Origin of the sequence: Glutamicibacter sp. MCAF14 (genome assembly GCF_052114325.1) — a bacterium.
GTDB lineage: Bacteria > Actinomycetota > Actinomycetes > Actinomycetales > Micrococcaceae > Glutamicibacter > Glutamicibacter arilaitensis.
Map to the genome: position 1 here is coordinate 42,217 of NZ_JBFREO010000004.1, position 23,919 is coordinate 66,135.

Annotated in this window: 21 protein-coding genes; 11 read left to right on the forward strand and 10 right to left on the reverse strand. The window is 62.8% G+C overall.

Annotated features, from left to right (window positions below; genetic code table 11):
* Positions 1-29 precede the first annotated feature (29 nt).
* The 4 genes from AB4Y71_RS07670 to aroA are packed head-to-tail and all read right to left on the reverse strand — an operon-like array spanning position 30 to position 3,988.
* The gene (locus tag AB4Y71_RS07670; protein ID WP_441719302.1) at positions 30-659 is read right to left on the reverse strand and encodes a metal-dependent transcriptional regulator; all 630 of its coding nucleotides are present in this window, start codon (positions 657-659) and stop codon (positions 30-32) included.
* 12 nt (positions 660-671) lie between these two features.
* Positions 672-1,478 carry an inositol monophosphatase family protein gene (locus tag AB4Y71_RS07675; RefSeq protein ID WP_417364782.1) on the reverse strand — a complete coding sequence of 269 codons (807 nt, stop codon included), beginning with the start codon at positions 1,476-1,478 and terminating at the stop codon, positions 672-674.
* A 15-nt stretch (positions 1,479-1,493) separates the two neighbouring features.
* On the reverse strand, positions 1,494-2,585 hold the full coding sequence (gene rsgA, locus AB4Y71_RS07680) for a ribosome small subunit-dependent GTPase A (protein ID WP_013348583.1): 1,092 nt from the start codon (positions 2,583-2,585) through the stop codon (positions 1,494-1,496).
* A complete protein-coding gene (aroA, locus tag AB4Y71_RS07685; protein ID WP_134780490.1) occupies positions 2,585-3,988 on the reverse strand; it encodes a 3-phosphoshikimate 1-carboxyvinyltransferase in 1,404 nt (467 codons plus the stop codon). Before aroA ends, rsgA begins: the two co-directional genes overlap by 1 nt.
* A gap of 208 nt (positions 3,989-4,196) precedes the next feature.
* On the opposite strand from aroA, the gene AB4Y71_RS07690 reads away from it, so the two are divergent.
* Together AB4Y71_RS07690 and rsrA are read left to right on the forward strand one after the other, a co-directional pair.
* Complete coding sequence (locus AB4Y71_RS07690) at positions 4,197-4,850, forward strand: sigma-70 family RNA polymerase sigma factor (RefSeq protein WP_180993091.1); 654 nt, start codon at positions 4,197-4,199, stop codon at positions 4,848-4,850.
* A gap of 1 nt (position 4,851) precedes the next feature.
* On the forward strand, positions 4,852-5,112 hold the full coding sequence (rsrA, locus tag AB4Y71_RS07695) for a mycothiol system anti-sigma-R factor (protein WP_013348586.1): 261 nt from the start codon (positions 4,852-4,854) through the stop codon (positions 5,110-5,112).
* A gap of 72 nt (positions 5,113-5,184) precedes the next feature.
* Here the strand turns inward: rsrA and AB4Y71_RS07700 are convergent, their stop codons facing one another.
* From AB4Y71_RS07700 to AB4Y71_RS07710, 3 genes are all read right to left on the reverse strand, one after another.
* A complete protein-coding gene (locus AB4Y71_RS07700; protein ID WP_369299107.1) occupies positions 5,185-5,259 on the reverse strand; it encodes a 50S ribosomal protein bL37 in 75 nt (24 codons plus the stop codon).
* 99 nt (positions 5,260-5,358) lie between these two features.
* Positions 5,359-5,964: a GDSL-type esterase/lipase family protein gene (locus AB4Y71_RS07705; RefSeq protein WP_041649560.1), complete on the reverse strand. Its 606-nt coding sequence runs from the start codon at positions 5,962-5,964 to the stop codon at positions 5,359-5,361.
* A 216-nt stretch (positions 5,965-6,180) separates the two neighbouring features.
* On the reverse strand, positions 6,181-9,933 hold the full coding sequence (locus AB4Y71_RS07710; protein ID WP_441719306.1) for a multifunctional oxoglutarate decarboxylase/oxoglutarate dehydrogenase thiamine pyrophosphate-binding subunit/dihydrolipoyllysine-residue succinyltransferase subunit: 3,753 nt from the start codon (positions 9,931-9,933) through the stop codon (positions 6,181-6,183).
* A 429-nt stretch (positions 9,934-10,362) separates the two neighbouring features.
* Between AB4Y71_RS07710 and AB4Y71_RS07715 the strand changes: the two genes are divergently transcribed.
* The 5 genes from AB4Y71_RS07715 (at position 10,363) to AB4Y71_RS07735 (ending at position 15,296) form a co-directional block, all read left to right on the forward strand.
* Positions 10,363-11,685, forward strand: coding sequence for a hemolysin family protein (locus AB4Y71_RS07715; RefSeq protein ID WP_441719308.1), 1,323 nt, complete (start codon positions 10,363-10,365; stop codon positions 11,683-11,685).
* Entirely contained in the window at positions 11,678-12,751 is a 1,074-nt protein-coding gene (locus tag AB4Y71_RS07720; protein WP_134780488.1) for a hemolysin family protein, read from the forward strand. The genes AB4Y71_RS07715 and AB4Y71_RS07720 overlap by 8 nt, the downstream gene beginning before the upstream one ends.
* 130 nt (positions 12,752-12,881) lie before the next feature.
* Entirely contained in the window at positions 12,882-13,715 is an 834-nt protein-coding gene (locus AB4Y71_RS07725) for a metal ABC transporter ATP-binding protein (protein WP_441719312.1), read from the forward strand.
* A gap of 9 nt (positions 13,716-13,724) precedes the next feature.
* The gene (locus AB4Y71_RS07730) at positions 13,725-14,582 is read left to right on the forward strand and encodes a metal ABC transporter permease (protein ID WP_013348592.1); all 858 of its coding nucleotides are present in this window, start codon (positions 13,725-13,727) and stop codon (positions 14,580-14,582) included.
* A 75-nt stretch (positions 14,583-14,657) separates the two neighbouring features.
* Positions 14,658-15,296, forward strand: coding sequence for a maleylpyruvate isomerase family mycothiol-dependent enzyme (locus AB4Y71_RS07735; protein ID WP_441719315.1), 639 nt, complete (start codon positions 14,658-14,660; stop codon positions 15,294-15,296).
* Positions 15,297-15,363: 67 nt separating this feature from the next.
* Here AB4Y71_RS07735 and AB4Y71_RS07740 read toward each other — a convergent pair whose 3' ends face one another.
* Positions 15,364-16,824 (reverse strand): HNH endonuclease, encoded by a 1,461-nt coding sequence (locus tag AB4Y71_RS07740; RefSeq protein ID WP_441719317.1) that lies wholly within the window; start codon positions 16,822-16,824, stop codon positions 15,364-15,366.
* A 111-nt stretch (positions 16,825-16,935) separates the two neighbouring features.
* Complete coding sequence (locus tag AB4Y71_RS07745; protein WP_134780483.1) at positions 16,936-17,361, reverse strand: Fur family transcriptional regulator; 426 nt, start codon at positions 17,359-17,361, stop codon at positions 16,936-16,938.
* Positions 17,362-17,513: 152 nt separating this feature from the next.
* On the opposite strand from AB4Y71_RS07745, the gene AB4Y71_RS07750 reads away from it, so the two are divergent.
* From AB4Y71_RS07750 to AB4Y71_RS07765, 4 genes are read left to right on the forward strand one after another with little or no spacing between them, the layout of a single operon-like run.
* Complete coding sequence (locus AB4Y71_RS07750) at positions 17,514-18,215, forward strand: MBL fold metallo-hydrolase (RefSeq protein ID WP_441719319.1); 702 nt, start codon at positions 17,514-17,516, stop codon at positions 18,213-18,215.
* Positions 18,215-19,051, forward strand: coding sequence for a sulfurtransferase (locus AB4Y71_RS07755; protein ID WP_441720565.1), 837 nt, complete (start codon positions 18,215-18,217; stop codon positions 19,049-19,051). Before AB4Y71_RS07750 ends, AB4Y71_RS07755 begins: the two co-directional genes overlap by 1 nt.
* Positions 19,052-19,080: 29 nt before the next feature.
* Positions 19,081-19,509: an HIT family protein gene (locus tag AB4Y71_RS07760; RefSeq protein WP_102597932.1), complete on the forward strand. Its 429-nt coding sequence runs from the start codon at positions 19,081-19,083 to the stop codon at positions 19,507-19,509.
* Positions 19,510-19,511: 2 nt separating this feature from the next.
* A complete protein-coding gene (locus tag AB4Y71_RS07765; protein ID WP_441719321.1) occupies positions 19,512-19,928 on the forward strand; it encodes a hypothetical protein in 417 nt (138 codons plus the stop codon).
* Here AB4Y71_RS07765 and hrpA read toward each other — a convergent pair.
* Positions 19,903-23,862, reverse strand: coding sequence for an ATP-dependent RNA helicase HrpA (gene hrpA, locus AB4Y71_RS07770; protein WP_441719324.1), 3,960 nt, complete (start codon positions 23,860-23,862; stop codon positions 19,903-19,905). The two genes, AB4Y71_RS07765 and hrpA, sit on opposite strands and share 26 nt — an antisense overlap.
* Positions 23,863-23,919 lie beyond the last annotated feature (57 nt).

Sequence of the window (23,919 nt, forward strand, 5' to 3'; positions counted from 1 at the left end):
CTTTTTATTCTTGCACAGCTGGGGCACCCCTAGCTGCGGCGCACCCAGATCAGCGAAGCATCGATGAAATCCAGCTGATGGGGCAGTTCGATTACCGCTCCGGGCACCAGGCCCTGGGCTGCGGCACGGCGCAGGAACTGCGGATCCTCGTCGCTGATCCGGTCGATGATGGCCCGAGCGCCGGTAAAGCGGTCCAAGCGGATGGCCTGCGAGGCCGGCAGCAGGCCGTGCGCGCTGGGAATTGCATCCCCGTGCGGATCGTGCCGCGGATAGCCCAGCCGGGCATCCAAGGCGTCCACGAAGCGGTCGGTGACGGTGTGCTCCAGCTCTTCGGCCTCATCATGGACTTCATCCCAGCCGTAGCCCAGCTCGTCCCGCAGGAAGGTTTCCAGCAGCCGGTGGCGGCGCACCATGCGCAAGGCTTCGCGCCTGCCGGTGGAACTGAGCGTGATGGCTCCGCGCGGCACGTGGTGGACCAGCGACTTGGCCGCCAGCTTCTGCACCATCGCGGTGGCCGAGGCAGGGGACAGGCCCAGCTGGTCGGCCAGCGCGCCGGTGCTCACCTCGGTCTCTTCCCACTCGGTGAGCAGGTACAGCGCCTTGAGGTAGTCCTCTTCACTGGTGGTCAGCCCGGCCGGCCCGCGGCGTGCGCTTTTCATCCTGGTGCGGGCCTAGCTGCGATTCAGATACGGCAGGATCGCCTCGTGCAGCTTGCCATTGGTGGCCAGTGCATTGCCGCCGTGGCAGCCTTCAACGCCGGCGACAGAGGTGAACCGGCCCCCGGCTTCGCGCACTACCGGCACCAGTGCGGCCATGTCGTAAAGTTCGAGTTCCGGCTCGAAGGCGGCATCCAGCGCACCCTCGGCCAGCAGCGCGTAGGACAGGAAGTCGCCGTAGCCGCGGGTGCGCCAGGCGGTATCCAGCAGCTCCAGGAAGCCATCGAGCTTGCCGGCGTCCTTCCAGCCGTTCAACGAGGCGTACCCCAGCGAGGAATCGGCCAGCGAGGCGACCGAGGAAACCTGCAGCGGGCGGGTGGCGGTGGTGCCCACCGCTGCTCCGGGTTCGGTCACGAAGGCGCCCAGATCGGTGGCCGCATGCCAGCGGCGGACCATGGCCGGGGCGGAAATCACGCCGAGTACCGGTTCGTCGTCGATGAGCAGCGCGATCAGCGTGGCCCAGACCGGCACGCGGCGCACGAAGTTCTTGGTGCCGTCGATAGGGTCGATGACCCAGCGCCGCGAACCGCTGCCGTGCACGCCGAATTCCTCGCCGAGCACCGAATCATCGGGCCGGTGGGCGGCCAGTTCGGCCAGGATCAGCTGCTCGGCGCCACGGTCGGCGTCGGAGACCGGGGTCATGTCCGGCTTGGATTCGACCACCAGGTCGTTGGCGCCGTAGCGGGCCAGGGTGAAGGCATCGACCTTGTCGGCCAGGGCCAGGGCGAAGTCGAGATCTTGCTGCAGGGTGTATTCAGCCATGGTGTTCGCGGGCGCTTAGAGCGCGCCGAGCTCCTTTTCGTGCGTGGTTTCCTCGGTGGTGACCAACCGGCGGTAGGAAGCCAGCCGGTCTGCTGCCTGGGTGCCTTCGGCATTTTCGGCCCAGGCTTCCAGCGCGCAGCCGGCCTCGCCGGCGGCGTGGGTGCAGCCGCGCGGGCAGCCGGTGGCGATTTCGGCCAGGTCTTCGAAGGCGGCCAGGATGTTATCCGGATCCACCAGGCCCAGCCCGAAGGAGCGGATGCCCGGGGTGTCGATCAGCCAGGAGCCAGGGGTATCGCCCAGGCGCAGGGCCAGGGCGTTGGAGGAGGTGTGCCGGCCGCGGCCGGTCACCGCGTTCACGTGCCCGGTGGCGCGGGTGGAGCCGGTCAGCGCGTTGACCAGGGTGGACTTGCCGACTCCGGAGTGGCCCAGGACCACTGAGACGCAGCCCGAGAGGATCTGTTCAAGTTCGGCCAGGGCCCCGGCATCCAGGCGGGCGCTGGCACCGTCGGCGCTGCGCGCATCCACACCGGAGGCATCGGCTGCGGTGGTGCGGGAAATGACTACCGGGAAATCCAGGCCCTCGTAGTGGGTCAGGAAGTCGGCTGGGTCCTTCACATCGGCCTTGGTCACGCACAGCACCGGCTGGATGCCGGCGTCGTAGGCGGCCACCAGGGCGCGGTCCACGAAGCCGGTGCGCGGCTCGGGGTTCGCTGCGGCCACCACGATGACCAGCTTGTCCACGTTGGCTACGACCACGCGCTCGGTCGCGTCGGTGTCATCGGCGCTGCGGCGCAGCAGCGTGGTGCGTTCTTCGATGCGGATCAGCCGGGACAGGGTATCGGGCTTGCCGGAGGTATCGCCTACCAGTCCCACCAGGTCACCGGGAACGATGGCTTGGCGGCGCAGTTCGCGGGCGCGGGCGGCGATCACGATGCGTTCGTTGGCGGTATCTTCATCCAGGATCGCGGTGTAGCGGCCGCGGTCCACGGTGATGATGCGGCCGATCACCGCTTGCTCGTAAGCAGGGCGGTCCTTGGTGCGCGGGCGGCTGCCCTTCTTGTTCGGGCGGATGCGTACCGAGGATTCGTCGTAGTCCGAGTAGCGCATTAGCCCTGGCCCTTTGCGGTGGCGGCCATGTCGGTCCAGAGTTGCGGGAAGTCGGGCATGGTCTTGGCGGTGGTGGCGATATTTTCCACGCGCACCCCTTCGATGGCCAGGCCCAGCAGTGCGCCTGCGGTGGCCATCCGGTGATCCTCGTAGGAGTCCAGATCGGCTGCCTGCAGGGTTCCGGGAATGATTTCCAACGCGTCGTCGGTGGAGGTCACCGTGGCACCGACCTTGGCAAGCTCGGTTTCCAGTGCCGCCAGCCGGTCCGTTTCGTGCCCGCGCAGGTGCCCGATGCCGGTCAGCTTGCTGGGGGAGTCCGCCAGGGTGCACAGCGCGGCCAGGGTGGGAGCCAATTCGGAGGCATCGGCGTAGTCGATGCCGCGGATCACTCCGGTGCCGCGTACGGTGAGCACTCCGTCCTCGCCGTGGCTGATTTCTGCGCCCATCCGGCTCAGGATCTGCACCCATTTGCCACCCACCTGGGTGGTGGATGCAGGCCAGAAGGGCACGCGCACGGTGCCGTTGGTGGCCAAGGCGGCCGCCAGGAAGGGACCGGCGTTGGACAGGTCCGGTTCCACGGTGATAGTGAACCCGGAAAGCTGACCCGGTGCGATGGACCAGCTGCGTGCATCCTCGCCCACGGCTACCTCGACGCCCAGTTCGCGCAGGGTTTGCACGGTCATGGCAATGTGGTCAGGGGAGGCGATATGCCCCGCGGCGGCCCGCAGCTTCAGCCCACCGGGCAGTGCTTGGCCGACCAGCAGCAGTGCGGAGATGAACTGGGAGCTGCCCGAGGCGTCGATGAGCACCTCGTGGCGCTCCTGCAATGCGCTGGCGTCCATGGTGAAGGGCAGCATGCCGGGGGTGCCGGCATATTCGATCCGGGCACCCAGGGTTTCCAAGGCGTCGAGCACCGGGGCCATCGGGCGCACGCGGGCTGCTTCATCGCCATCGAATGCCACGCTGGCACCGGCAACGGCGGCCAGCGGCGGAACGAAGCGCATGACGGTGCCGGCCAGGCCGCAGTCGATGGACAGCGGGCCGGTGGCCAGCTTGCCCGGGGTGATGGCCACGGTGGTGGAGCCATCCGGCTGCGTGGTGCGTTCGATGCCGATGCCGAAAGCGGCCAGCGCGTCGAGCATCAGTTCGGTGTCGCGGCTGATGAGCGTGTTGTGGATGGTGGATGGCGAGGAGGCCAGGGCCGCCAGGATCAGATACCGGTTGGTCAAGGACTTCGAAGCGGGCACCGAGACGATGGCGTCCAGGCCGGTGGCGGCATGAGGCGCGGCCCACCAGGTCTTTTCTGCGTTGTGCAGCTTATCGGTTGGGCTCCCAGGGGCGCTTGCAGTACTGATTGGTAGATCCTTCGGCTCGAGGCATGTTTTCACGGTGCGCAGCAGCATCGCAGATGCTCTGCGCCCACTGCTTAATCCTAGCCGAGATTGGCGGGGGAATAAGGTTTTGTCCCGGCTGGTTGTACCTAGTGTGACGATACGACAGGACACTTCAAACGCCGGCGGCACCGCATGCGCGGTTGCCGAGGAACCACGCGGCCTGCGCAGTGGTGCTGGCACGCGCTTAAAGCCGGTCGAACGCGTAGACTCGGCAGTGATGAACAACAAGAGTGTGGACGAGAATCTGCCCGATGCGGCTGCTGAGTCCGAGGAGCAACGCCGCGAACGCTTTGAGCGTGATGCGATGCAGTACGTGGATCAGCTGTATTCGGCTGCCCTGCGCATGGCGCGCAACCCGTCAGATGCCGAGGATCTGGTGCAGGAGGCTTATACGAAGGCCTATTCCGCCTTCCACCAGTACAAGCCCGGCACTAATCTGAAGGCCTGGCTGTACCGCATCCTGACCAACACGTACATCAACCTGTACCGCAAGCGGCAGCGCGAACCGCAGCGCACCTCCACGGACACGATCGAAGATTGGCAGATGGCCCAGGCCATGGAGCATTCTCCGGCCGGGTTGCGTTCGGCTGAGGCCGAGGCGCTGGATCACCTGCCGGATTCGGATGTGAAGGCCGCATTGCAGTCCATCGGGGAAGACTTCCGCATGGCCGTCTACTTCGTGGATGTCGAGGGCTTCAGCTACAAGGAAGCCAGTGAGATCCTTGGAGTGCCGATCGGTACCGTGATGTCCCGGCTGCATCGCGGACGCAAGAATTTGAGGGAACTGCTGGCGGATTACGCCGCAGATCGTGGGATCGCCAACGGCACGCAGAGCAAACGCGGAGCCAAGGCTGAACGAGGAGCGAAATAAGATGGATTGCAATTCATTGGGTGATTGCGCCGATGACCGCATCGTCCGCATCTATGAGTACCTCGACGGCGCGCTGACCCTGGCCGACCTCAAGGAGGTCAAGTCGCATCTGGACGGCTGCCCCGAATGCACCGAGCAGTACGACCTGGAGTGCATCATCCGTTCGGTGGTGCGCCGCAGCTGCCAGGAGCATGCCCCGCAGACGCTCAAGGCCAACATCATCGCGCGCATCTCGCAGATCCGCGTGGAATCCGGCCACTAAGCAGGCAAAGAGAAACCCCGTATCTTCCGAGTTGATCTCGAAGGGTACGGGGTTCTTTTATGTTCGCATCGCTTAGCTGTTTGGGCGCTTGCCGTGGTTGGCACCGCCACGCTTGCGATCGCGACGCTTACGAGCGCGCTTCGACATGGTGACTCCTTAGAGGGATCAATATTACTTCCCGAAAAACTCGGGCCGGCTCATAGTCTTTCACACTTTAATGGCAATTTCCTAACGGAACACCGGTGGTTAACCTTCGCCGGGTTCTGGCAAGTCCAGCCAGGAATACCAGCCGCGGTGCAGCACCAGCCAAGCCATCAGGCCGTATCCCGCCTGGCCTGGAACTCCGCCCGAGGCGTTCAAGTCAGCACGCCATTGCGCATGGGCGCGCAGCGGGGTGAAGGTATCGACGTAGTGGTGGTTGCGGCGCAGGGCCACATCCGAATAGACGCGGTTCAGTTCCGCCACGCGCTGGTTGCGCGCATCATCCAGGCCCGGGGCTGGACCAACCAGCAGCGCCTTGATGTTCATCTGCGAGGCCGAATCCAGGATATTGGCCAGGTTCAACCGGCTACGCGCGGTGGACACGTCCAGATCGACGTCGCGGTCGGACAGCGCGATGACCAGGCGGTTTTCGTACTGGTCGCTGAAGCGGCGCGAGGCTTCGCCCAGCCAGCGTTCGGCCAGGGCCTCGGATCCTTCGGCGGGGGAAGCCAGCACGAAGGACTGCAGACGCAGGGCCGGATCCTGGGTGCGGGCCATGACACGGCCGAACCAGCCTAATCCGCGGGGGTCGCCATGTCCTGCCAGCAGCTCATCTCCGATTGCGGTAATGCGGATTGTGCGTAACTCCAACTGGGCGACCTTTCGTTGGCTCCAAAATGATGAATCGATCCCCACCTTAGCAGTCATCGCAACGGCAACGGGGGAGGTGGCCATTGGATAAACCCCACAATTTCCTGCGAAAAACCAGCATCGGGGTTAAAGCACTGTTGCCGGCGAACTTCCAAGATGTTTCTAGGTAGGAAGTTCGCCGGCAACAGGTGGCCAGCAGCGTTCAGCTGATGCGTCTTAGCGGGCGAAAGCCTGCTGGATCAGCACTGCGTTTTCTGCTTCGTGGCGCTTTGCGTTACCAGCGGAGGTTGCTGCCGATGCCGGACGGGAGACCAAGGTGATCTTCTGATCCAGCGATGGAGCAACGTACAGGCCGAAGAACGGCCATGGACCCTGGTTAGCAGGCTCGTCCTGAACCCACGAAACCGAGGCGTTCGGGTACTTGGCCAGTTCGGCGGCGATCTGCTCGGCAGGAGCCGGGTAGAGCTGCTCGACACGTACCAGTGCGGTCTTGGTGTCGTTGGCCTTGGTGCGGGCCGCGAGCAGGTCGTAGTAGACACGACCCGAGCACAGCAGCACCTTGTCCACAGCGTTCGTATCGGTGATCGACGCGTCGCCGATGACCTCGCGGAAGCTGCCCGAGGTGAAGTCCTCGACCTGGCTTGCCGCAGCTTTCAGGCGAAGCAGCTGCTTCGGGGTGAAGACGATCAGCGGCTTGCGCGGGCGGGCGTAGGCCTGGCGGCGCAACAGGTGGAAGTGGTTGGCACCGGTGGACGGCTGGGCCACAACCATGTTGTTTTCCGCACACAGCTGCAAGAAGCGCTCGATGCGGGCCGAGGAGTGGTCCGGACCCTGGCCTTCATAGCCATGCGGCAGCAGCATGACCAGCGAAGAGGACTGGGACCACTTCTGCTCGGCCGAGGAGATGAACTCATCGATCACGGTCTGCGCGCCGTTGACGAAGTCGCCGAACTGGGCTTCCCACATCACCAGTGCATCCGGACGCTCCACCGAGTAGCCGTACTCGAAGCCCAGCGCTGCGTATTCGGAGAGCAGCGAGTCGTAGATCCACAGCGGGGCCTGGTCATCGCTCAAGTGGTGTACTGGGTACCACTCGCTGTCGTTCTCGCGGTCGTGGAAGACCGAGTGGCGCTGCACGAAGGTGCCGCGGCGGGAGTCCTGGCCGGCCAGGCGAACTGGCACGCCTTCCATGGACAGCGAGCCCAGGGCAGCGATTTCGGCGAAGCCCCAGTCGATGCCGCCCTCGCGGGACATCTTCTCGCGGCGTTCCAGCAGCGACTTCAGCTTGGTATGCATGGTGAAGCCCTCTGGGATTTCCAGGTGGGCGGCACCGATCTTGGCCAGGACCTGTGCGGAGATGGCCGAACCGCGTGCGCCGTCGACGGTGTTCTCGTCGGCAGCCTGGGCGAATGGCTTCTCCAGGTCGTTGATGGTCGAGCCCGGGGTGATGATCGGGATCGGGGAGGTCTGGGCGGCATGCGTCTCGGCGAAGATGCGCTCCAGGTTCTCCTTGTACTCGGCCAATACGTTCTCGGCTTCTTCCTGCGTGATGTCGCCGCGGCCAACCAGGGCCTCGGTGTACAGCTTGCGGGTCGAGCGCTTGGCTTCGATCAGGTTGTACATGATCGGCTGGGTCATCGAAGGGTCATCGCCCTCGTTGTGGCCGCGGCGGCGGTAGCACACCAGGTCGATGACGACGTCCTTGCCGAACTTCTGGCGGTACTCGAAGGCCAGCTGGCCTACGTGGACCACTGCCTCCGGGTCATCCCCGTTGACGTGGAAGATCGGAGCCTGCACGGTGCGGGCCACATCGGTGGCGTAGACCGAGGAACGCGAGGAGCTCGGAGCGGTGGTGAAGCCGATCTGGTTGTTCACGATCACGTGCACGGTGCCGCCGGTCTTGTAGCCCGGCAGCTGGCTCATGGCCAGTACCTCGGAGACAACGCCCTGGCCTGCGAATGCGGCATCGCCGTGAACCAGGATCGGCAGTACGGTGTTCTTCGAGTTCAGGCGGTCCAGCTTGGCGCGGGTGATGCCCTCGAGCACTGGATCGACTGCTTCCAGGTGCGATGGGTTGGCAGCCAGGTAGATCTTGGTCTGGTTGCCGGCATCCGAGGTGTACGAACCCTCGGTGCCCAAGTGGTACTTCACGTCGCCCGAACCCTGGACCGAGCCCGGGGTAGCGGTGCCTTCGAATTCGCGGAAGACCTGTGCGTAGGTCTTGCCGGCGATGTTGGTCAGCACGTTCAGGCGGCCGCGGTGGGCCATGCCGATGGCGACCTCGTCCAGCTGCTCGTCGGCTGCGTCGGAGATGATCGCATCCAGCAGTGGAATCAGCGATTCGCCGCCTTCCAGCGAGAAGCGCTTCTGGCCAACGAACTTGGTCTGCAGGAAGGTCTCGAAGGCCTCTGCGGAGTTCAGCTTGCTCAGGATGCGCAGCTGCTCTTCGCGGCTTGGCTTGGCGTAGCCGGACTCCAGCTTTGCCTGGAACCACTCCCGCTCTTCAGGGTTCTGCAGGTGCATGTACTCGGTGCCGATGGTGCGGCAGTAAGCATCGCGCAGCACGCCGAGGATGTCGCGCAGCAGGGCGCGGTCCTTGCCGCCCAGGCCGCCAGCCAGCCACTCGCGGTCCAGATCCCACAGGGTCAAGCCGTAGCTGTTGATGTCCAGGTCCGGGTGCTTGCGCTGGACGTATTCCAGCGGGTTGATGTCGGCCATCAGGTGGCCGCGCACGCGGTAGGAGTTGATCAGGTGCTGGATACGGGCAACCTTGTTGACCTGCAGGTCGATGTCGACCTGGTTGTCAACGGCCCAGCGAACAGGCTCGTAAGGGATGCGCAGCTGCTCGAAGATCTCGTCGTAGAAGTTCTGCTCACCGAGCAGCAGCGATTCGACCAGCTTCAGGAATTCGCCCGAACCTGCACCCTGGATGACGCGGTGGTCGTAGGTGGAGGTCAGGGTGATGTGCTTGCCGATGCCCAAGGCAGCCACGGTCTTCTCCGAAGAGCCGCGGTACTCTGCTGGGTATTCCAGTGCGCCGACGCCGATGATCGCGGCCTGGCCCTTGGACAGACGCGGTACCGAGTGAACGGTGCCGATGCCGCCTGGGTTGGTCAGCGAAACGGTGGTGCCGGCGTAGTCGTCAGCGGTCAGCTTGTTGCCGCGGGCGCGCTTGATCAGGTCTTCGTAGGTGGCCCAGAACTCGTTGAAGCTCAGGGTCTCTGCGGCCTTGATGTTCGGCACGGCCAGCATGCGGGTGCCATCTGGCTTCGGCATGTCGATGGCGATGCCGAAGTTCACGTGGGCTGGCTGGATCGCGGTTGGCTTCTTGTCGATGACATCGTAGGTGACGTTCATCGATGGGATCTGCTTGAGCGCACGGATCACGGCGAAGCCGATCAGGTGGGTGAAGGAGATCTTGCCGCCGCGGGCGCGCTTGAGGTGGTTGTTGATGACAATGCGGTTGTCGATCATCACCTTGGCTGGAACCGCACGCACGGTGGTGGCGGTAGGCACGGTGAGGGAGGCATCCATGTTGGTGGCGATGGCCTTCATTGGGCCACGCAGCGGGGTGCGCTTTTCCTCACCGAAAAGTTCGGTGGAAGGGGTAGCCTTCGGTGCCTGGGCCGGGATCGGCGCAGTCTTCGGTGCTGGTTCAGCCTTCTTTGCCTCGGCGGCCGGAGCTGCCTTGGCCGCAGGGGCTGGTTCGGTGGCACGAGCCTGGGCCGCGGCGCGTGGTGCGCCCTGGCCGTTGGCTGCTGGAGCAGCAGCCGAGGCTGCTGCCGCTGGCGCCGGCTGCGCTGCCGGTGCTGCTGGTGCCGTCTTTTCGGCGGCGAGAGATTCGAAAATATCCCACCATTTCTTATCTACCGAGTTCTTGTCGACGAGATACTGTTCGAACAGCTCGTCTACTAGCCACTCGTTTCCACCAAACTCTTCAGTAAGTCGGTGGTGTGCTTGCTCTGGCACGTGCAACGCCTCTTCCCTGATTTCTACGTTGTTCTAGCTTGAGCCGGTGGTCTTTCGAGGACGTGATACGACCACTGCGGCCCACAAGATTTCTAGACCTGCGCACCAGTCTAGTGACTTTTTCTCGCTCTTGGCCACGGCACGTATCTAATGTCACGAAAGTGTTGCGTATAACATGCCGTTTACCTTGCCTGAACCACCGTTGAGCGAGCGATTCTCGAAGTGGTGCACAATGGCGCTCGGTTCGATAGACTGATTCGCACTATGGAATCTCACTCTCCAAACCGGTGTGCCGCCCAAGGGCGCAGTGCCGGCCACAATAGTCCATGTTCAGGAAGTTCTGCCTCCCGTTTGGAGCCTTCTAGTTGCCGCCTGATCGGTACTGAAACTGAACTTCGCACGCCATTGAATAGGTGGCGATAAGCACCTATGGAATGGCTCTCAATACTTTTTGGCCTGTTGCTGATTCTCGGCACTGGCTTCTTCGTGGCCGTGGAATTCTCCATGGTCGCCTTGGATAAGAGCACCGTGCAGCGCGCCGTTGACAACGGTGAACGCGGCGCCAAGCCACTGCTGCAGTGCTTGACTTCCCTCTCCACCCAGCTTTCCAGCTGCCAGCTGGGTATTACCTTGACCACGCTGCTGACCGGTTACGTGCTGGAACCAGCGATGAGCGCCCTGCTCGAACCGCTGATGGAACAATTCGGGGTGCCTGCGGCAAGCGCGTTGGCCATCGCCGTGGTGGTCTCCATGGTCGTTGCCACCTTGCTTTCGATGCTGATCGGCGAATTGGTCCCGAAGAACATGGCAATCGCCCAGGCGATGAAGGTCGGCAAGCTGCTGGCCCGTCCGCAGCTGGTCTTCACCGCCATCTTCAAGCCCGCCATCATCGTGCTCAACGGCTTTTCAAATGCGGTCTTGCGCAAATTCTTCGGCCTTGAAGCCAAGGAAGAAATCTCTGCCGCCCGTTCCTCTCAGGAATTGGCCTCGCTGGTGCGCCGTTCGGCCCAGCTGGGAACCTTGGACCTGCAAACCGCCCGCTTCGTGGAATCCACGATTGAATTCTCCGAGCGCACTGCGGCCGACGTAATGACCCCGCGAACTTCGATGTCCACCATCGATTCCGAGGCTGCGCTCTCCGAACTGATCGAGGTCAGCGCCGACACCGGTTTCTCGCGCTTCCCGGTCACCACCGGCTCCACCGATGAAATCCAAGGCATCTGCCACGTCAAGGCCATTGTCTCGGTGCCTCGCGAGCGCCGCGAAGCGCTGCAGGTCGGCGAGTTCGCCCGTGACGCACTGTATGTGCCCGAAACCATCCACCTGGACGTGCTGCTCGAGCAGCTGCGTGCCGCCGAATTCCAAGTTGCGATCGTGATGGACGAATACGGTGGAACCGCGGGGCTGGTCACCTTGGAAGATCTGGTCGAGGAAATTGTCGGCGAAGTATCCGACGAGCACGACGAAGACGAGGAAGAGGCTGTCACCCAGCCTGATGGCAATTGGCTGTTCCCGGGCATGTACCGCCCGGACCAGGTCAACGAGAACTTCGATAACGACGTCATCCCGGAAGAATCCAGCTACGAAACCATCGGCGGCTTCATGCTCGCCGAACTGGGCCGCCTGGCTGAACTCAACGACCGGGTCGAAACCGAGCATGGCGTATTCACTGTGACCGAGCTTGATGGCCGCCGCATTTCCCAGGTTCGCTTCGAACCAGCAGCACCAGCGCAGGAGGCCGACGATGAGTAGTGTCATGGGCCTGATCTGGCTAGTTGTCCTGCTGGCCGGCAACGCGTTCTTCGTTGCTGGTGAATTCGCGGTCATGAGCGCGCGCCGTTCGCAAATTGAGCCGCTGGCCGACGAAGGCAATAAGCGCGCGAAGGTTGCGCTGTATGCCATGGAGCATGTTTCGATCATGCTGGCGGTGTGCCAGCTGGGCATTACCGTCTGCTCGCTGCTGATCCTGAATATCTCCGAACCTGCGATCCACCACCTGTTGGCTGAGCCGCTGACGATGATCGGCATGGCTTCGTCCGTTGCCGACACCGTCGCGTTCTTGATTGCCCTGGTTCTGGTGACCTTCCTGCACGTGACTTTCGGTGAGATGGTGCCGAAGAACATCTCGGTGTCCGTTGCCGATAAGGCCGTGCTGCTGCTGGCCATGCCGCTGGTAGGCCTGTCGAAGGTGCTCACCCCGATTACCGCATCGCTGAACGGCATTGCCAACCTGGTGCTGCATGCCTTTGGCATCGAGCCGAAAGACGAAGTGGCCAGCTCGTACACTGCCGCTGAAGTTCGTTCGATCATCGATACCTCCTCGGAAGAGGGCGCGCTGGATGAAGACGATGCCGCTCGCCTGACCAAGGCGCTGGAATTCTCCTCGGTCACTGCGCGCAGCTGCATGGTGAAGATCGATGACCTGTTCACTTTGGAATACGGGCAGACCACGGCACGCGAGTTCGAGAAGAAGGTCGGCAAGACTGGGTTTTCGCGCATGGTGATAACCAAGAACGAGGTTCCTGTGGGCTACTGGCATGTGAAGGACGTGATGCTCATCGATGATGCGCACTCCACGCAGCCTTTGCTGGATCTGCCGCTGCACCCGTTGGGCCGCTTGGGCCAGGACACCGAAATCGAAGCCGCTCTGGAAGCGATGCGCCAGGAAGGCAACCACCTTTCGGCCGTCGTCGACGAGTCGGGTTCAACCATCGGTGTGGTCTTCTTGGAAGATGTCATTGAGGTGCTGGTCGGTGAAATTACCGATACCACGCGTAAGCGCGTGAACCCTCCGCGCAGTGAGAAGCAAGCAAAATAGCTCAAACTCACGCTTGAACTCGTATTGCGAATGACTCGCAACTGGTAGGATTGACTGCGGTGTCCATTGAGGGCACCGCAGTTTTTCGTTGCCGGCCCATCCTCAGCCAGCACAAGCTAGAAAGCAGTCAATGACACAGAGCCCCATCGTCAGATTTGAAGACGCGCGTCTTGCCTATGGCTCGCGCGTGCTCTGGGAAGAACTGAACCTGTCCATTGCGGCGGGGGAGTTCCTTGCCGTTCTCGGACCCAACGGGTCAGGCAAGACCAGCTTCATCAACACGATGCTGGGCACAACCGCACTGAACCGCGGCAGTGTCTCGATTGCAGGCGAGCCGGTACGCCGGGGATCATCCGCGGTCGGATTGATCCCGCAGCAGCGCCCCTTTGGCGACAATGTTCCGCTGCGCGCTCGCGATCTGGTAGCGCTGGGCCTCGATGGCACGAAGCTCGGTGTTCGCCTGGCTCACAAGTCGGTACGCGGCAAGGTTGATGAACTGCTGGAAATGGTCGGAGCTACCGCTTACGCCAACCGTGCGGTGTCTGACCTGTCCGGTGGCGAACAGCAGCGCTTGCGCGCCGCTCAGGCGTTGGCCAGCAATCCCCGGGTTTTGCTCTGCGATGAGCCGTTGCTCTCCTTGGACCTGAATCACCAGCAGGCGATCAGCGAAGTGATCCACCGCCAAGCGGTGGAGCGCGGCAGCGCAGTAGTTTTCGTTACCCACGAGATCAATCCGATCCTGCCCTACGTGGATCGGGTCCTGTATCTGGCCGAAGGACGCTTCCATCTGGGCAGTGTGGACGAAGTCATGCAATCTTCGGTGCTCACCAAGCTCTATGGCGCACCGGTAGAGGTGCTGCGGGTGAACGACCGCATTGTGGTGGTCTCCGGAGACGGTAATCGTGCGTTGCCGGCTGATGGGCATGACCATGCTGAAGATATCGACCTAGCGGCGGGAAAGTAGGAGCAGGAGATGAACTTTTCCGACCTCGTAGAAAAAGCCTTTAACTTCCAAGACTATGCGTTGCTGCTTCCGCTGGTCAGCAACTCATTGATTGCCGGCGCTGTCCTAGGCGTCGTCGGCGGCCTGATTGGCATCTTCATCATGATGCGCGACATGGCATTTGCCGTGCACGGCATCGCTGAACTCTCTTTTGCCGGTGCGGCTTTTGCGTTGCTGATCGGCGCCGATGTGGTCACCGGTTCGGTATTGGGCTCACTGATCGCCGCCCTGATTCTCGGCTTCCTCGGGACCAGGGCCAGAGATCGAAATTCTATTACCGGTGTGCTCATGCCCTTCGGCCTGGGCCTGGGCATCTTGTTCATCTCGCTATACGAGGGACGAAGCGCCAATAAGTTCGGCTTGCTGACTGGACAGATCGTTGCCGTGGATGACGTGCAGCTGAATGGAATGCTGGCGCTTTCTGCTGTGGTGGTGATCGCGTTGCTGCTCGTTTGGCGCCCGCTGACCTTCGCGTCGGTGGATCCCGTAGTTGCCAACGCCCGTGGCGTGCGCACCTCTGGCCTGTCGATTATCTTCATGATGATTCTGGCGTTGGCTGTTGCCGTGACAATTCAAGTTGTCGGTGCCTTGCTGGTATTGGCATTGCTGATCACGCCAGCTGCAGCGGCCATGCGAGTGAGCTCCAATCCGATCATCACCGTTGTGCTCTCGATTGTGTTTGCCGAACTTGCTGTTGTGGGCGGCATTCTGCTGGCATTGGCCGGTTCTTTGCCTATCAGCCCATACGTCACCACGATTTCCTTCGTGATCTACGTAATCTGCCGTGGAGTGGAAGCCATGCGTTCCCCGCGCCGGCACCAGGTCTAGGCCCAGCCTCAGGGCATCGGGCGCCTGTGTCCCTGACAGATTGACTAGCAACACCTCCACCGGCAAAGCTGGGGTATGCGTAAAATTCCAGCCCATGAAATCTGGCCGATGGTCCATGCTGAACGCCTTGCGTTAATCGACGATCTGGAAACCTTGGACGCGGCCTCATGGGAGGTTCCTTCGCTTTGCGCTGGTTGGAGCGTCCATGACGTAGCAGCCCACCTGGCGGATAACGCTCGGACGACGTTCTTCCGCCTGTTTATCGCCATGGCCAAGGCCGGATTCAGCCTGGACCGGCAGAACGACAATGGCGTAGCTGAGATGAAAGCTTCGACTCCTGAGGGAACACTGCAAAAGCTCGTCGAGGTTGCAGCTTTGCGCTGCACCCCGCCGGTGCCTGTGGCCAGCCGCTTGGTCGAGGAAATTGCCCATGGGGAAGATATCCGACGTGCTGTGGGCCTGCAACGGTCTTATCCAAACAAGGCGCTGGAACCGGCAATCAGATATCAGGCTGCCACCCCGCAAGGCGTTGGCGGAGCCAAGGAACTGGCGAGCAAGGTCCAGCTATGCAGCCAGGACGAGACTTTCCGCTTGGGGCTCGGCCCACAGATTGTTGGAAGCCGCCTTGAACTGCTGATGCTGCTAAGCGGACGTGGCGAACATGCGACAGGCCTTTCCGGTCCGGGGATGGCCTTGGTGCGCCAAGGCGCATAAATGACGCGGGTTCCCGGTGGTGCAATGCGGCCGCGCGGGACCAGCGCCGCTAGACGCGTGAAGCATTCTAGCTGTCGTCGATCTGTGGCGGGTCGGGATTTTTCAGCCGTTCTTTGAAGTCCTTGAACCATTTGGAATCGCGCATTAATTGCGGGAACGGCTTATGCATGTATCCGGTTGCCGGGGGAGCAGTGGACCGATAGGACATTGATGAACCCGGACAGATCATCATCGAATAGTTATCCCGGAATGCGGTGTACTCGTACCACCCGGGAGCTTGCTTTGCCTTATTGCAGATTTCGCAGCGACCGGCAGAATTGGACACGCTGGTCTTGCCGCCGCGGGCAAATTGGGTCACATGGTCAGTTTCTTCGATCAGCCCGTCGCAGAATGGGGTGCGGCAGTGCCGGTCACGGATCCTGATGAACTTCTTGAGCTTCTCCGGGAAGATCCGGGCTTTAGAATCCATCGTGATCAGTTCCTGATCCCCGGGTGCGGTGTAAAGACGCGTTATTTCGGTCATTACTTCGATCCGCTCAATATTTTCCGGGGTAATTTTGGCTTCCATTTCCTCGAAGGTCAGTTCGTTGGGGATTTGGTGGCCGCCAATCAGTTCCCGGGCTGTCTGGGCAGGAATGAAGCCGTAGCCTTCCAGATAAGCAGGTTCGCGATCTCCCATGAACAATGATTTATCGGTCATGATCAGACCGAGCTGGACATTGATCGTCTGTTCCGCATTTTCATCGAAGAACATGTAGCGGGAGAGCAAGTCTGCCTGAATCTGGGTGCGCGTGCGTGGATCACCCTTGCGTTTGATGCGCAGGGACTGCTCTCGCAGTGTCATCTGCAAACCGGTGCCGCCGACAATGGGAAGCCGTGCGTGGAGGAAAACGCATCCTGCTTCGCGGTCCTTGTGGAAGCGGACGTAGCGTTCGGCGTTGGCTTCCTTGAGCTTTTTGTCTTCACGGTCAGAGGTGTATTTAACGGTGAAGTTGGTGACGGTTTCCTTGATGCGCTTGGGGCCCATGGATTCAAACATGTCTGGGTTCTGCCCGAATATCTTGTCAAACTGGGGCCGGCGTAATGGCCGGACATCTTGCAGGGGAGTGAGCATCGCTTGAATCTGCGCTTCGGTAAATTCGCCGCGTGAGTAAGCGCTGGCGATGTTAGGGGTGTCTTCGAAGAGGATGCGGCAATTGGACAGGAAACTGCGAGAACCGCGTTGCGGGCGCTTACGGGCAATGGCTACCTGGCTGGCTGCTCCGCGGACCTGGTCATCGATGTTGGTGCCGCGTTCTTCATTTTCGCGCAGGACTTCTTTTTCCAGCTGATGAGCCAGGCCGGCTTGCTGGTAGCGAAGGGAGGAAATCCGCTCTTCGATGGAGGCGATGGCTTGGGCGCACTGTGTTTTGCTGCCGTGGTCTTGGATCCTCGACAGGTCGTTTTCCAGCTGGATCAGGTGGGAATCTAGCTCTTCCTGATCGCTCGCGGGGGCTAGGCCGTTTCCGTGCACCTTTGCTGCTGACATACCATAATCATACTCCCAATATTCGAATATGTCTTCGAATATTATCGCTGGGGATAACTCGGGCGCAGAGGCGAAAGTGGTGCTCGGAATGCGCCGGCGACCGTAAAAAGCCTAGGAAGCCGGGGTGGAATCCGTTTTGGATATGGCGCGGCAGTCAGCGCAGAGACCATAGATCTCCACGGTGTGCTCCGGGTCGGAGAAATCATGTTCGGCAGCGACGCGGGCGGCCCAGCGCTCCACGGAGGGGGCCAGGACTTCCACGGTCTTGGAGCAGACGCGGCAGACCAAGTGGTGGTGGTGCACATCGGTCACGCATCGGCGGAAGCGCGCTTCGCCATCGCCGCTGCGCAGCACGTCGACCAAGCCGTCATCGGCCATGGACTGCAGCAGGCGGTACACCGTCGCCAGCGAAACCTTCTTCTCTGAATCCTGCAGCCAGCGGTGCAGCTGCTGGGCGGTTGCGAAATCATCGACCTCGGTCAGTGCCTCGGTGACGGCCAGGCGCTGCTTGGTGACCCGGGTTTCTGGCTGGGACATCGACGTGCACCATTCCTTGACGTTGTTGCGGACCGGTGGCCGGCCAGCGAACTGGGCCAATCACCTGTGGTTTCCCTCAATTTTAGCCAACTTTCGGCCGCAATGCGTGTCTGGCTCTGGCACGGGCGGGGCGCTGAGCCTACGCTAAGGATATGCGCATCACACTAAGGGGCCATTCCTGCATTGAATTGGCCACGATCGACGGCAAGATATTACTGGATCCGGGCGGTTTTTCGCAGCTTGAGAACGCGTTCGACGGCATCAATGCCGTGTTGATCACCCACGAGCATGCCGACCACGCCGACCAGCCGGCCATCATCGAGGCGCTGGAAGCGAACTCCGTGCTGGAGCTGTACGCACCGGCCGCACTGGCCAAGGCGCTGCGCGAGCAGCTGCCCCCAGCGGCGCAATCCCAGGTGGTGGTCGTGAAGGCCGGCTCCGACTTCATCGTCGGCGGCATCCGGGTGCGGACCTTTGGCGGCACGCATGCGACCATCCACCATACGATTCCGCGCATCGCCAATGTCGGTTACCTGCTGGGGGACCGGGCGGTGGGGCAGCTGGAGGTCTTCCACCCGGGTGACAGCTACGAGGTGCCTTTCGGCGCGCAGCCAGATGTGCTGATGCTGCCGGTGATGGCGCCGTGGGGCAAGATGGCCGAGGCCGCGGACTTCGCGGTATCGGTTAACGCCAGGTGCTGGATGCCGATCCACGACGGTCTGCTCAACGAGCAAGGACTGGGGCTGTTCGACCGCCAGCTCGGGGCTATCGCCGCGCGCCAGGGATGCACCTACCTGCGGGTGGAACAGGGCATCGAACATGATTTGCAGAAAATGGTGGGAGGCAAGCAGTGATGAACCCATTGATCAGCGCCAGTCAGCTTCGCGAAGCGCTGGCTGCCGGGCAGAAGCCGGTCTTATTGGATGTGCGTTGGGTGCTGGGCCGCGATGACGGGGCGCAGAGCTATGCCGCCGGGCATATTCCTGGCGCGGTGTTCGTGGACCTGGAAAAGGAGCTTTCGTCCGCACCGGGCGAGCACACCGGGCGCCACCCGCTGCCGCTGCCGGCGGATTTCGAAGCTGCCGCGCGCAGCTGGGGGATCAACGCCGAGAGCCACGTGGTGGTGTACGACAATTCCGGGGCGCTGGCCGCCGCGCGGGCCTGGTGGCTGCTGCGCCATGCCGGTTTCGATGCCGTGCAGGTGCTCGATGGCGGGCTGGCCGCCTGGAGCGATGCCGGCGGGGAACTGGCACTGGGCTATCAGCAGCCCGCTGCCGGCACTGTGTCCCTGTCCTGGGGCCGGATGCCGGTCGTGGAGTTCGACGAGCTCGATGCGCTGGAAGGAACGCTGATCGATTCGCGGGCCACCGCACGCTACCTGGGCATCGAGGAACCGGTGGATCCGGTGGCCGGGCACATCCCCGGGGCGCTGAACCGCCCCACCACCGACAACCTCGACGCGCAGATGCGCTTCCGCAACCCCGAGGTGCTGCATGATAGTTTCGTGAAGCTCGATGCCCAGCGCAGCGGATCGGCCGCCTACTGCGGATCCGGGATCACCGCGGCGCATCAGGTATTGGCCGCGGCCAGTGCCGGGATCGAACTGGCGCTGTACCCGGGAAGCTGGTCGGAATACTGCTCCTACACCGATGCGCCGGTGGCCACCAGCGATGAGAAGCACCGTCGCTAGAATTTCGCCAACAAGCAAGAAAGGCAGCAATGAGTACGCTGTTCACCAAGATCATCAACGGGGAAATCCCGGGCCGCTTCGTGTGGAAGGACGAGACCTGTGTGGGCTTCTTGTCCATCGGGCCGCTGTCCGATGGGCACACCCTGGTCGTTCCGCGCGAAGAGGTCGACGAGTTCACCGATGCCTCCGATGAGCTGGTGGCGCACCTGACACTGGTCGCCACGAAGATCGGACGCACGCAGAAGCGCGTTTTCTCCTCCCAGCGCGCCGGATTGATGATCGCCGGTTTCGAGGTGCCGCACCTGCATGTGCATGTGTGGCCGACCAACTCGCTGGCGGATTTCGACCTGTCCAATGCGGCCGATAATCCCGATCCGGCGGCCATGGACAATAACGCCGAAGCGCTGCGCGCGGGCCTGCGCGAGGATGGCCACGGGGAATTCGTTCCCGAAGCCTAAGCTTGAAATTCATTCGCTACCAGTCGCCGGTGCCAAACCTGCGCGGTGTGCACCTGGGGATTTTCGCGCTGGCCAATGGCTTGGGCTATGGCGGGAATCTTACCGTCGCGGAACACGCCATCTGGCGGGCCGGGAATGACTGGTACGACGCTGCCTATCCGAATCCGAGCGACTGCCAGCCGGCGGTCTACGACCATGCGCTCAACCCGGGCGCAGTGGCGTGGTTCAAGGACAGTGCGCAGCACCTGCTGGAGCGCGTCGAGCCCTATTTGAGGTTGCTCGACGCGCACCAGATCGGCTGGGAGAAGCTGGAAAGCGACGCTCCTGGCATCATCATCTACGAAGATGACGTGCAGGTTATCGCCACGCCCGTGGCGGGACGCGGCACCGGCGCTACAGTTCCGCCAGTCCGTCCTTGATGGCCTTGCGGATGCGCTTTTCGCTGACCGAATAGGCGGTGCCCAATTCCTGGGCGAACAGCGAGATGCGCATTTCCTCCAGCATCCACTTCACCTGCGCCAGACCTGCCGGCACCCGGGCCCCGGCAGGAACCCGATCCAAGGCCGCATCATATTCGTCTTCCAGCTTCTGGATGACCACCAGGGCCTGCGAGTCACGGGTGACCGCACCGCCGCGCAGCTTCTCCAAGCGCGTCTCGATGCCCTGCACATAGCGTGGCAGGCGCATCAGGTGCGTTGCTCCGGTGGCCGCGATGAACCCCGGATAGATCAGCTGCTCAAGCTGCGAGCGGATATCGGTGACCGCGGCGAACATGGCCAAGGAGTTGGTGCTCTTCAGGTCCTTGTTGATCCGCGTGGAGGAGCCGAAGACCTTCGCCACGATCGCGGTGATCGTGAAGACCGTGTCGATCTGCTCGGCACGCACCGTCTCGAACAGCGCCTCGAATTCGGCGCGGTTCATCGGCAGCTTCTCGGGCACCAGCTGGTCCACGGCGGCCATGGTGCAGTCGGCGATCAGCTTCTCGATGGACCCGTGCGGATTCTGCGTGAACACCAGCTTCTCAGCGTTCTTCAGGTGCGAAATCACGAACTTCCCGGCAGGCGGCAAGCGCAGCATCAGCAACCGGATGACGCCGGTGCGGTGCGCGGCATCGCGTTCGGACTCGGTGCGGAAAACGCTCAGGTCGACCTTCTCGCCGGTGTCCATCAGCCCCGGGTAGGCGGTGATCTGCTGGCCCATCACCGTGGTGGTGACCTTGGCAGGCAGCGTATCGCCTAGGGTTTCCCCAGCGGAGGCCAACTGCGGCCAATGATCCAGCGACTTCTGGTCCCAGGCGCCGCTGGCCGCCGAGGCGGTGGCCGCGGCCCCCTTCTTCTTGGACTGCCCCTTTGACGCGGCCGCAGGCTTGCCAGGCACAGCAGGCTTGCCGGTGGCGGCCCCGGGGGAGTTGACCCCGCTGGCCAGTGCGGCGCGGTTGGCTGCGGCGAACTTGTACTGCAAGGCGGCCAGGTCATCGCCGCTGCCCAGCACCTTGCCGGCCCCATCGGTCACGGTGAAGCCGAAGCGCAGGTGCGCAGGCAGCGTCGAGAAATCGAAGACCGAAGGATCGACCACCACGCCGCGCAGCCGGCGCAGCACCAGGGCCAGGGATTCGGCCAGGTCATCGGTGGCCGGGTCGAAGTCCGCCTCCAGCATGGCCAGCGCCTTGCCCGCCACATCCGGGGCTGGCACGAAGTTCTTGCGGATCGCCTTGGGCATGGAACGGATCAGCGCGGTGAGCAGCTCATGGCGCAACCCCGGGATCAGCCACGCGAAGCGCGCAGGATCCAGCTGGTTCAAGAACACCACCGGAACGCTCAGCGACACGCCATCGCCCTCCCCGGCCGCAGCGGCCGGGTTGTACTCATAGCTCAGGGGCAGGTGGATGCTGCCCAGCTGCCAGGTGGTGGGGAATGCTCTCTCATCCACCGAGTCGCCCTCAGCCAGCAGCGCCTCGGGATCGAAGTCCAGCAGCGTTGGATCGGTGGCCCGCGCCTGCTTCCACCAGCGGTCGAAGTGGCGTTCGGAGTAGACCTCGGCGCCCACCCGCGCGTCGTAGAACGCGAACAGATCCTCGTCTGAAATGCGCAGGTCATGGCGGCGCATGCGGGTTTCGAGCTCTTCGACCTCTTCGAGCAGCGCCCGGTTCTTGGCGAAGAACTTGTGGTGGGTACGCCAATCGCCCTCCACCAGGGCATGGCGGATGAACAGCTCGCGGGCCAAATCCTTGTCCACCCGCCAATAGTGGAACTGGCGGCGCGGGATGATCGGCAGCCCGAAGAGCGTGACCTTCTCATAGCCCATCACCGAACCGGTGCGCTTGGACCAGTGCGGCTCCGAATGGGTGCGCTTGAGCAGGTGCGGAGCCAGCTCCTCCACCCATGCGGGGTCAATGGCCGCATTGGTCCGGGCCCACAGCCGCGAGGTTTCCACCAGCTCGGCGGACATCACCCAGGTCGGGGACTTCTTGAACAGGCCCGAGCCGGGGAAGATCGCAAAACGGGTGCCGCGCGCGCCCAGGTAGTCGCGCTTGCGCTCATCATAGAGGCCAATGTGCCCCAGCAGCCCGGAGAGCAGCGACTTGTGCACAGCATCCTCGTTGGCCGCCGGATCGATCGGCGCGGCCGGGATGGTGATGCCCAGCGGCTTGGCCAGCTGGCGCAGCTGGGTGAACAGATCCTGCCATTCACGTACGCGCAGGTAGTTGATGAATTCGGACTTGCACAGCCGGCGGAAGGCCGATGAGGACAATTCCTTCTGCTGCTCCTGCAGGTAGGCCCACAGATTCAGCAGCGCAATGAAGTCGGACTTGTCATCGGCGAAGCGCTTATGCAGCTCCACGGCACGATCACGCTGCCCGGTCTCCTCGCTGGGACGCTCGCGCGGGTCCTGGATGCTCAGGCCAGCGGCCAGCACCATCACTTCCTTGGCGACCCCGCGCTGCGCGGACTCAACGATCATCCGGCCCAGGCGCACATCCAACGGCAGCACCGCCAGCGCCCGACCGGTCTCGGTCAGCTTCGCGGCCTTGTTCTGCTCCAGCGCACCGAGTTCGCGCAGCAGGTTCACGCCATCGGTAATGGCCTTGGCCTCGGGCGGCTGGACAAACGGGAAGCTGGCCACCTCGGTGGCCGAGGCGACCACGCCCATGGAGATCATCTGCAGGATCACGCTGGCCAGGTTGGTGCGCAGGATTTCCGGGTCGGTGAACTGAGGGCGCGACTCGTAGTCGGACTCGGCGTACAGGCGGATGGCGATGCCCTCGGACACACGGCCGCAACGACCCGAACGCTGGTTGGCGCTGGCCTGGGAAACGCGCTCGATCGGCAGGCGCTGCACCTTGGTGCGGTGCGAATAGCGCGAAATGCGGGCGGTACCGGTATCGATCACGTACTTGATGCCCGGCACGGTCAGCGAGGTTTCGGCGACGTTGGTGGCCAGGATGATGCGCGGTGCGCCACCGGGGTGGAAGACCCGGTGCTGCTCGGCCAGCGAAAGCCGGGCGAACAAGGGGAGCACCTCATAGCGCGGCAGGCGCTTGTTGGCGGTGACCATGGCGCGCAAGGCTTCGGCGGCATCGCGGATTTCGCGCTCGCCGGAGAAGAAGATCAGGATGTCACCGGGTGCTTCGCGACTCAGTTCCTTGACCGCGTCGGTGACCGCATCCAGCGGGTCGCGCTCTTCTTCCAGCGAGTTCTCCGCGGCCTCGTCTTCTTCCAAAGCCGGCTCGGCCTGCAGCGGGCGGTAGCGCAGCTCTACGGGGAAGGTACGGCCGGACACTTCGAGGATCGGGGCAGGTTCGATTTCGCCGCTGGGAAGTGCCTTGCCGAAGTGCTCGGCGAAGCGCTGCGGGTCGATGGTGGCCGAGGTGATGATGATCTTCAGCTCGGGACGCTTGGGCATGATCTGCTTGAGGTAGCCCAGCAGGAAGTCGATGTTCAGCGAACGCTCATGGGCCTCGTCGATGATAATCGCCGAGTATTTCTTCAGCAGCTTGTCGCGCTTGATTTCGGCCAGCAGGATGCCGTCGGTCATGACTTTCAGCTTGGTCTTGCGCGAAACTTCGCCGGTGAAGCGCACGTGGAAGCCGACTTCCTCGCCGATTTCGGTGCCCATTTCCTCGGCGATGCGCTCGGCCACGGTGCGCGCGGCCAGGCGGCGCGGCTGGGTGTGCCCGATCATGCCCTTCTCGGCCAGGCCGAGTTCGATGAGCATCTTGGGAAGCTGGGTGGTTTTGCCCGAACCGGTTTCGCCGGCGATCACCACGACCTGGTTTTCGCGCACCGCGGCGAGGATGTCCTCGCGGCGGGCAGAGACGGGAAGGGCTTCGGGATACGTAATGCTGAGCGCCATGATGTTCCCATTCTATTCGCGTCGCGCATTTTCGTGGTGGCCGCCGGGCCGAAGCGC

Coding starts and splice junctions, on each gene's coding strand:
- AB4Y71_RS07670 (WP_441719302.1), bottom strand. CDS start 659: ATGAAAAGCGCACGCCGCGGGCCGGCCGGGCTGACCACCAGTGAAGAG.
- AB4Y71_RS07675 (WP_417364782.1), bottom strand. CDS start 1,478: ATGGCTGAATACACCCTGCAGCAAGATCTCGACTTCGCCCTGGCCCTG.
- rsgA (WP_013348583.1), bottom strand. CDS start 2,585: ATGCGCTACTCGGACTACGACGAATCCTCGGTACGCATCCGCCCGAAC.
- aroA (WP_134780490.1), bottom strand. CDS start 3,988: ATGCTGCTGCGCACCGTGAAAACATGCCTCGAGCCGAAGGATCTACCA.
- AB4Y71_RS07690 (WP_180993091.1), top strand. CDS start 4,197: ATGAACAACAAGAGTGTGGACGAGAATCTGCCCGATGCGGCTGCTGAG.
- rsrA (WP_013348586.1), top strand. CDS start 4,852: ATGGATTGCAATTCATTGGGTGATTGCGCCGATGACCGCATCGTCCGC.
- AB4Y71_RS07715 (WP_441719308.1), top strand. CDS start 10,363: ATGGAATGGCTCTCAATACTTTTTGGCCTGTTGCTGATTCTCGGCACT.
- AB4Y71_RS07720 (WP_134780488.1), top strand. CDS start 11,678: ATGAGTAGTGTCATGGGCCTGATCTGGCTAGTTGTCCTGCTGGCCGGC.
- AB4Y71_RS07725 (WP_441719312.1), top strand. CDS start 12,882: ATGACACAGAGCCCCATCGTCAGATTTGAAGACGCGCGTCTTGCCTAT.
- AB4Y71_RS07730 (WP_013348592.1), top strand. CDS start 13,725: ATGAACTTTTCCGACCTCGTAGAAAAAGCCTTTAACTTCCAAGACTAT.
- AB4Y71_RS07735 (WP_441719315.1), top strand. CDS start 14,658: ATGCGTAAAATTCCAGCCCATGAAATCTGGCCGATGGTCCATGCTGAA.
- AB4Y71_RS07740 (WP_441719317.1), bottom strand. CDS start 16,824: ATGTCAGCAGCAAAGGTGCACGGAAACGGCCTAGCCCCCGCGAGCGAT.
- AB4Y71_RS07745 (WP_134780483.1), bottom strand. CDS start 17,361: ATGTCCCAGCCAGAAACCCGGGTCACCAAGCAGCGCCTGGCCGTCACC.
- AB4Y71_RS07750 (WP_441719319.1), top strand. CDS start 17,514: ATGCGCATCACACTAAGGGGCCATTCCTGCATTGAATTGGCCACGATC.
- AB4Y71_RS07755 (WP_441720565.1), top strand. CDS start 18,215: ATGAACCCATTGATCAGCGCCAGTCAGCTTCGCGAAGCGCTGGCTGCC.
- AB4Y71_RS07760 (WP_102597932.1), top strand. CDS start 19,081: ATGAGTACGCTGTTCACCAAGATCATCAACGGGGAAATCCCGGGCCGC.
- hrpA (WP_441719324.1), bottom strand. CDS start 23,862: ATGGCGCTCAGCATTACGTATCCCGAAGCCCTTCCCGTCTCTGCCCGC.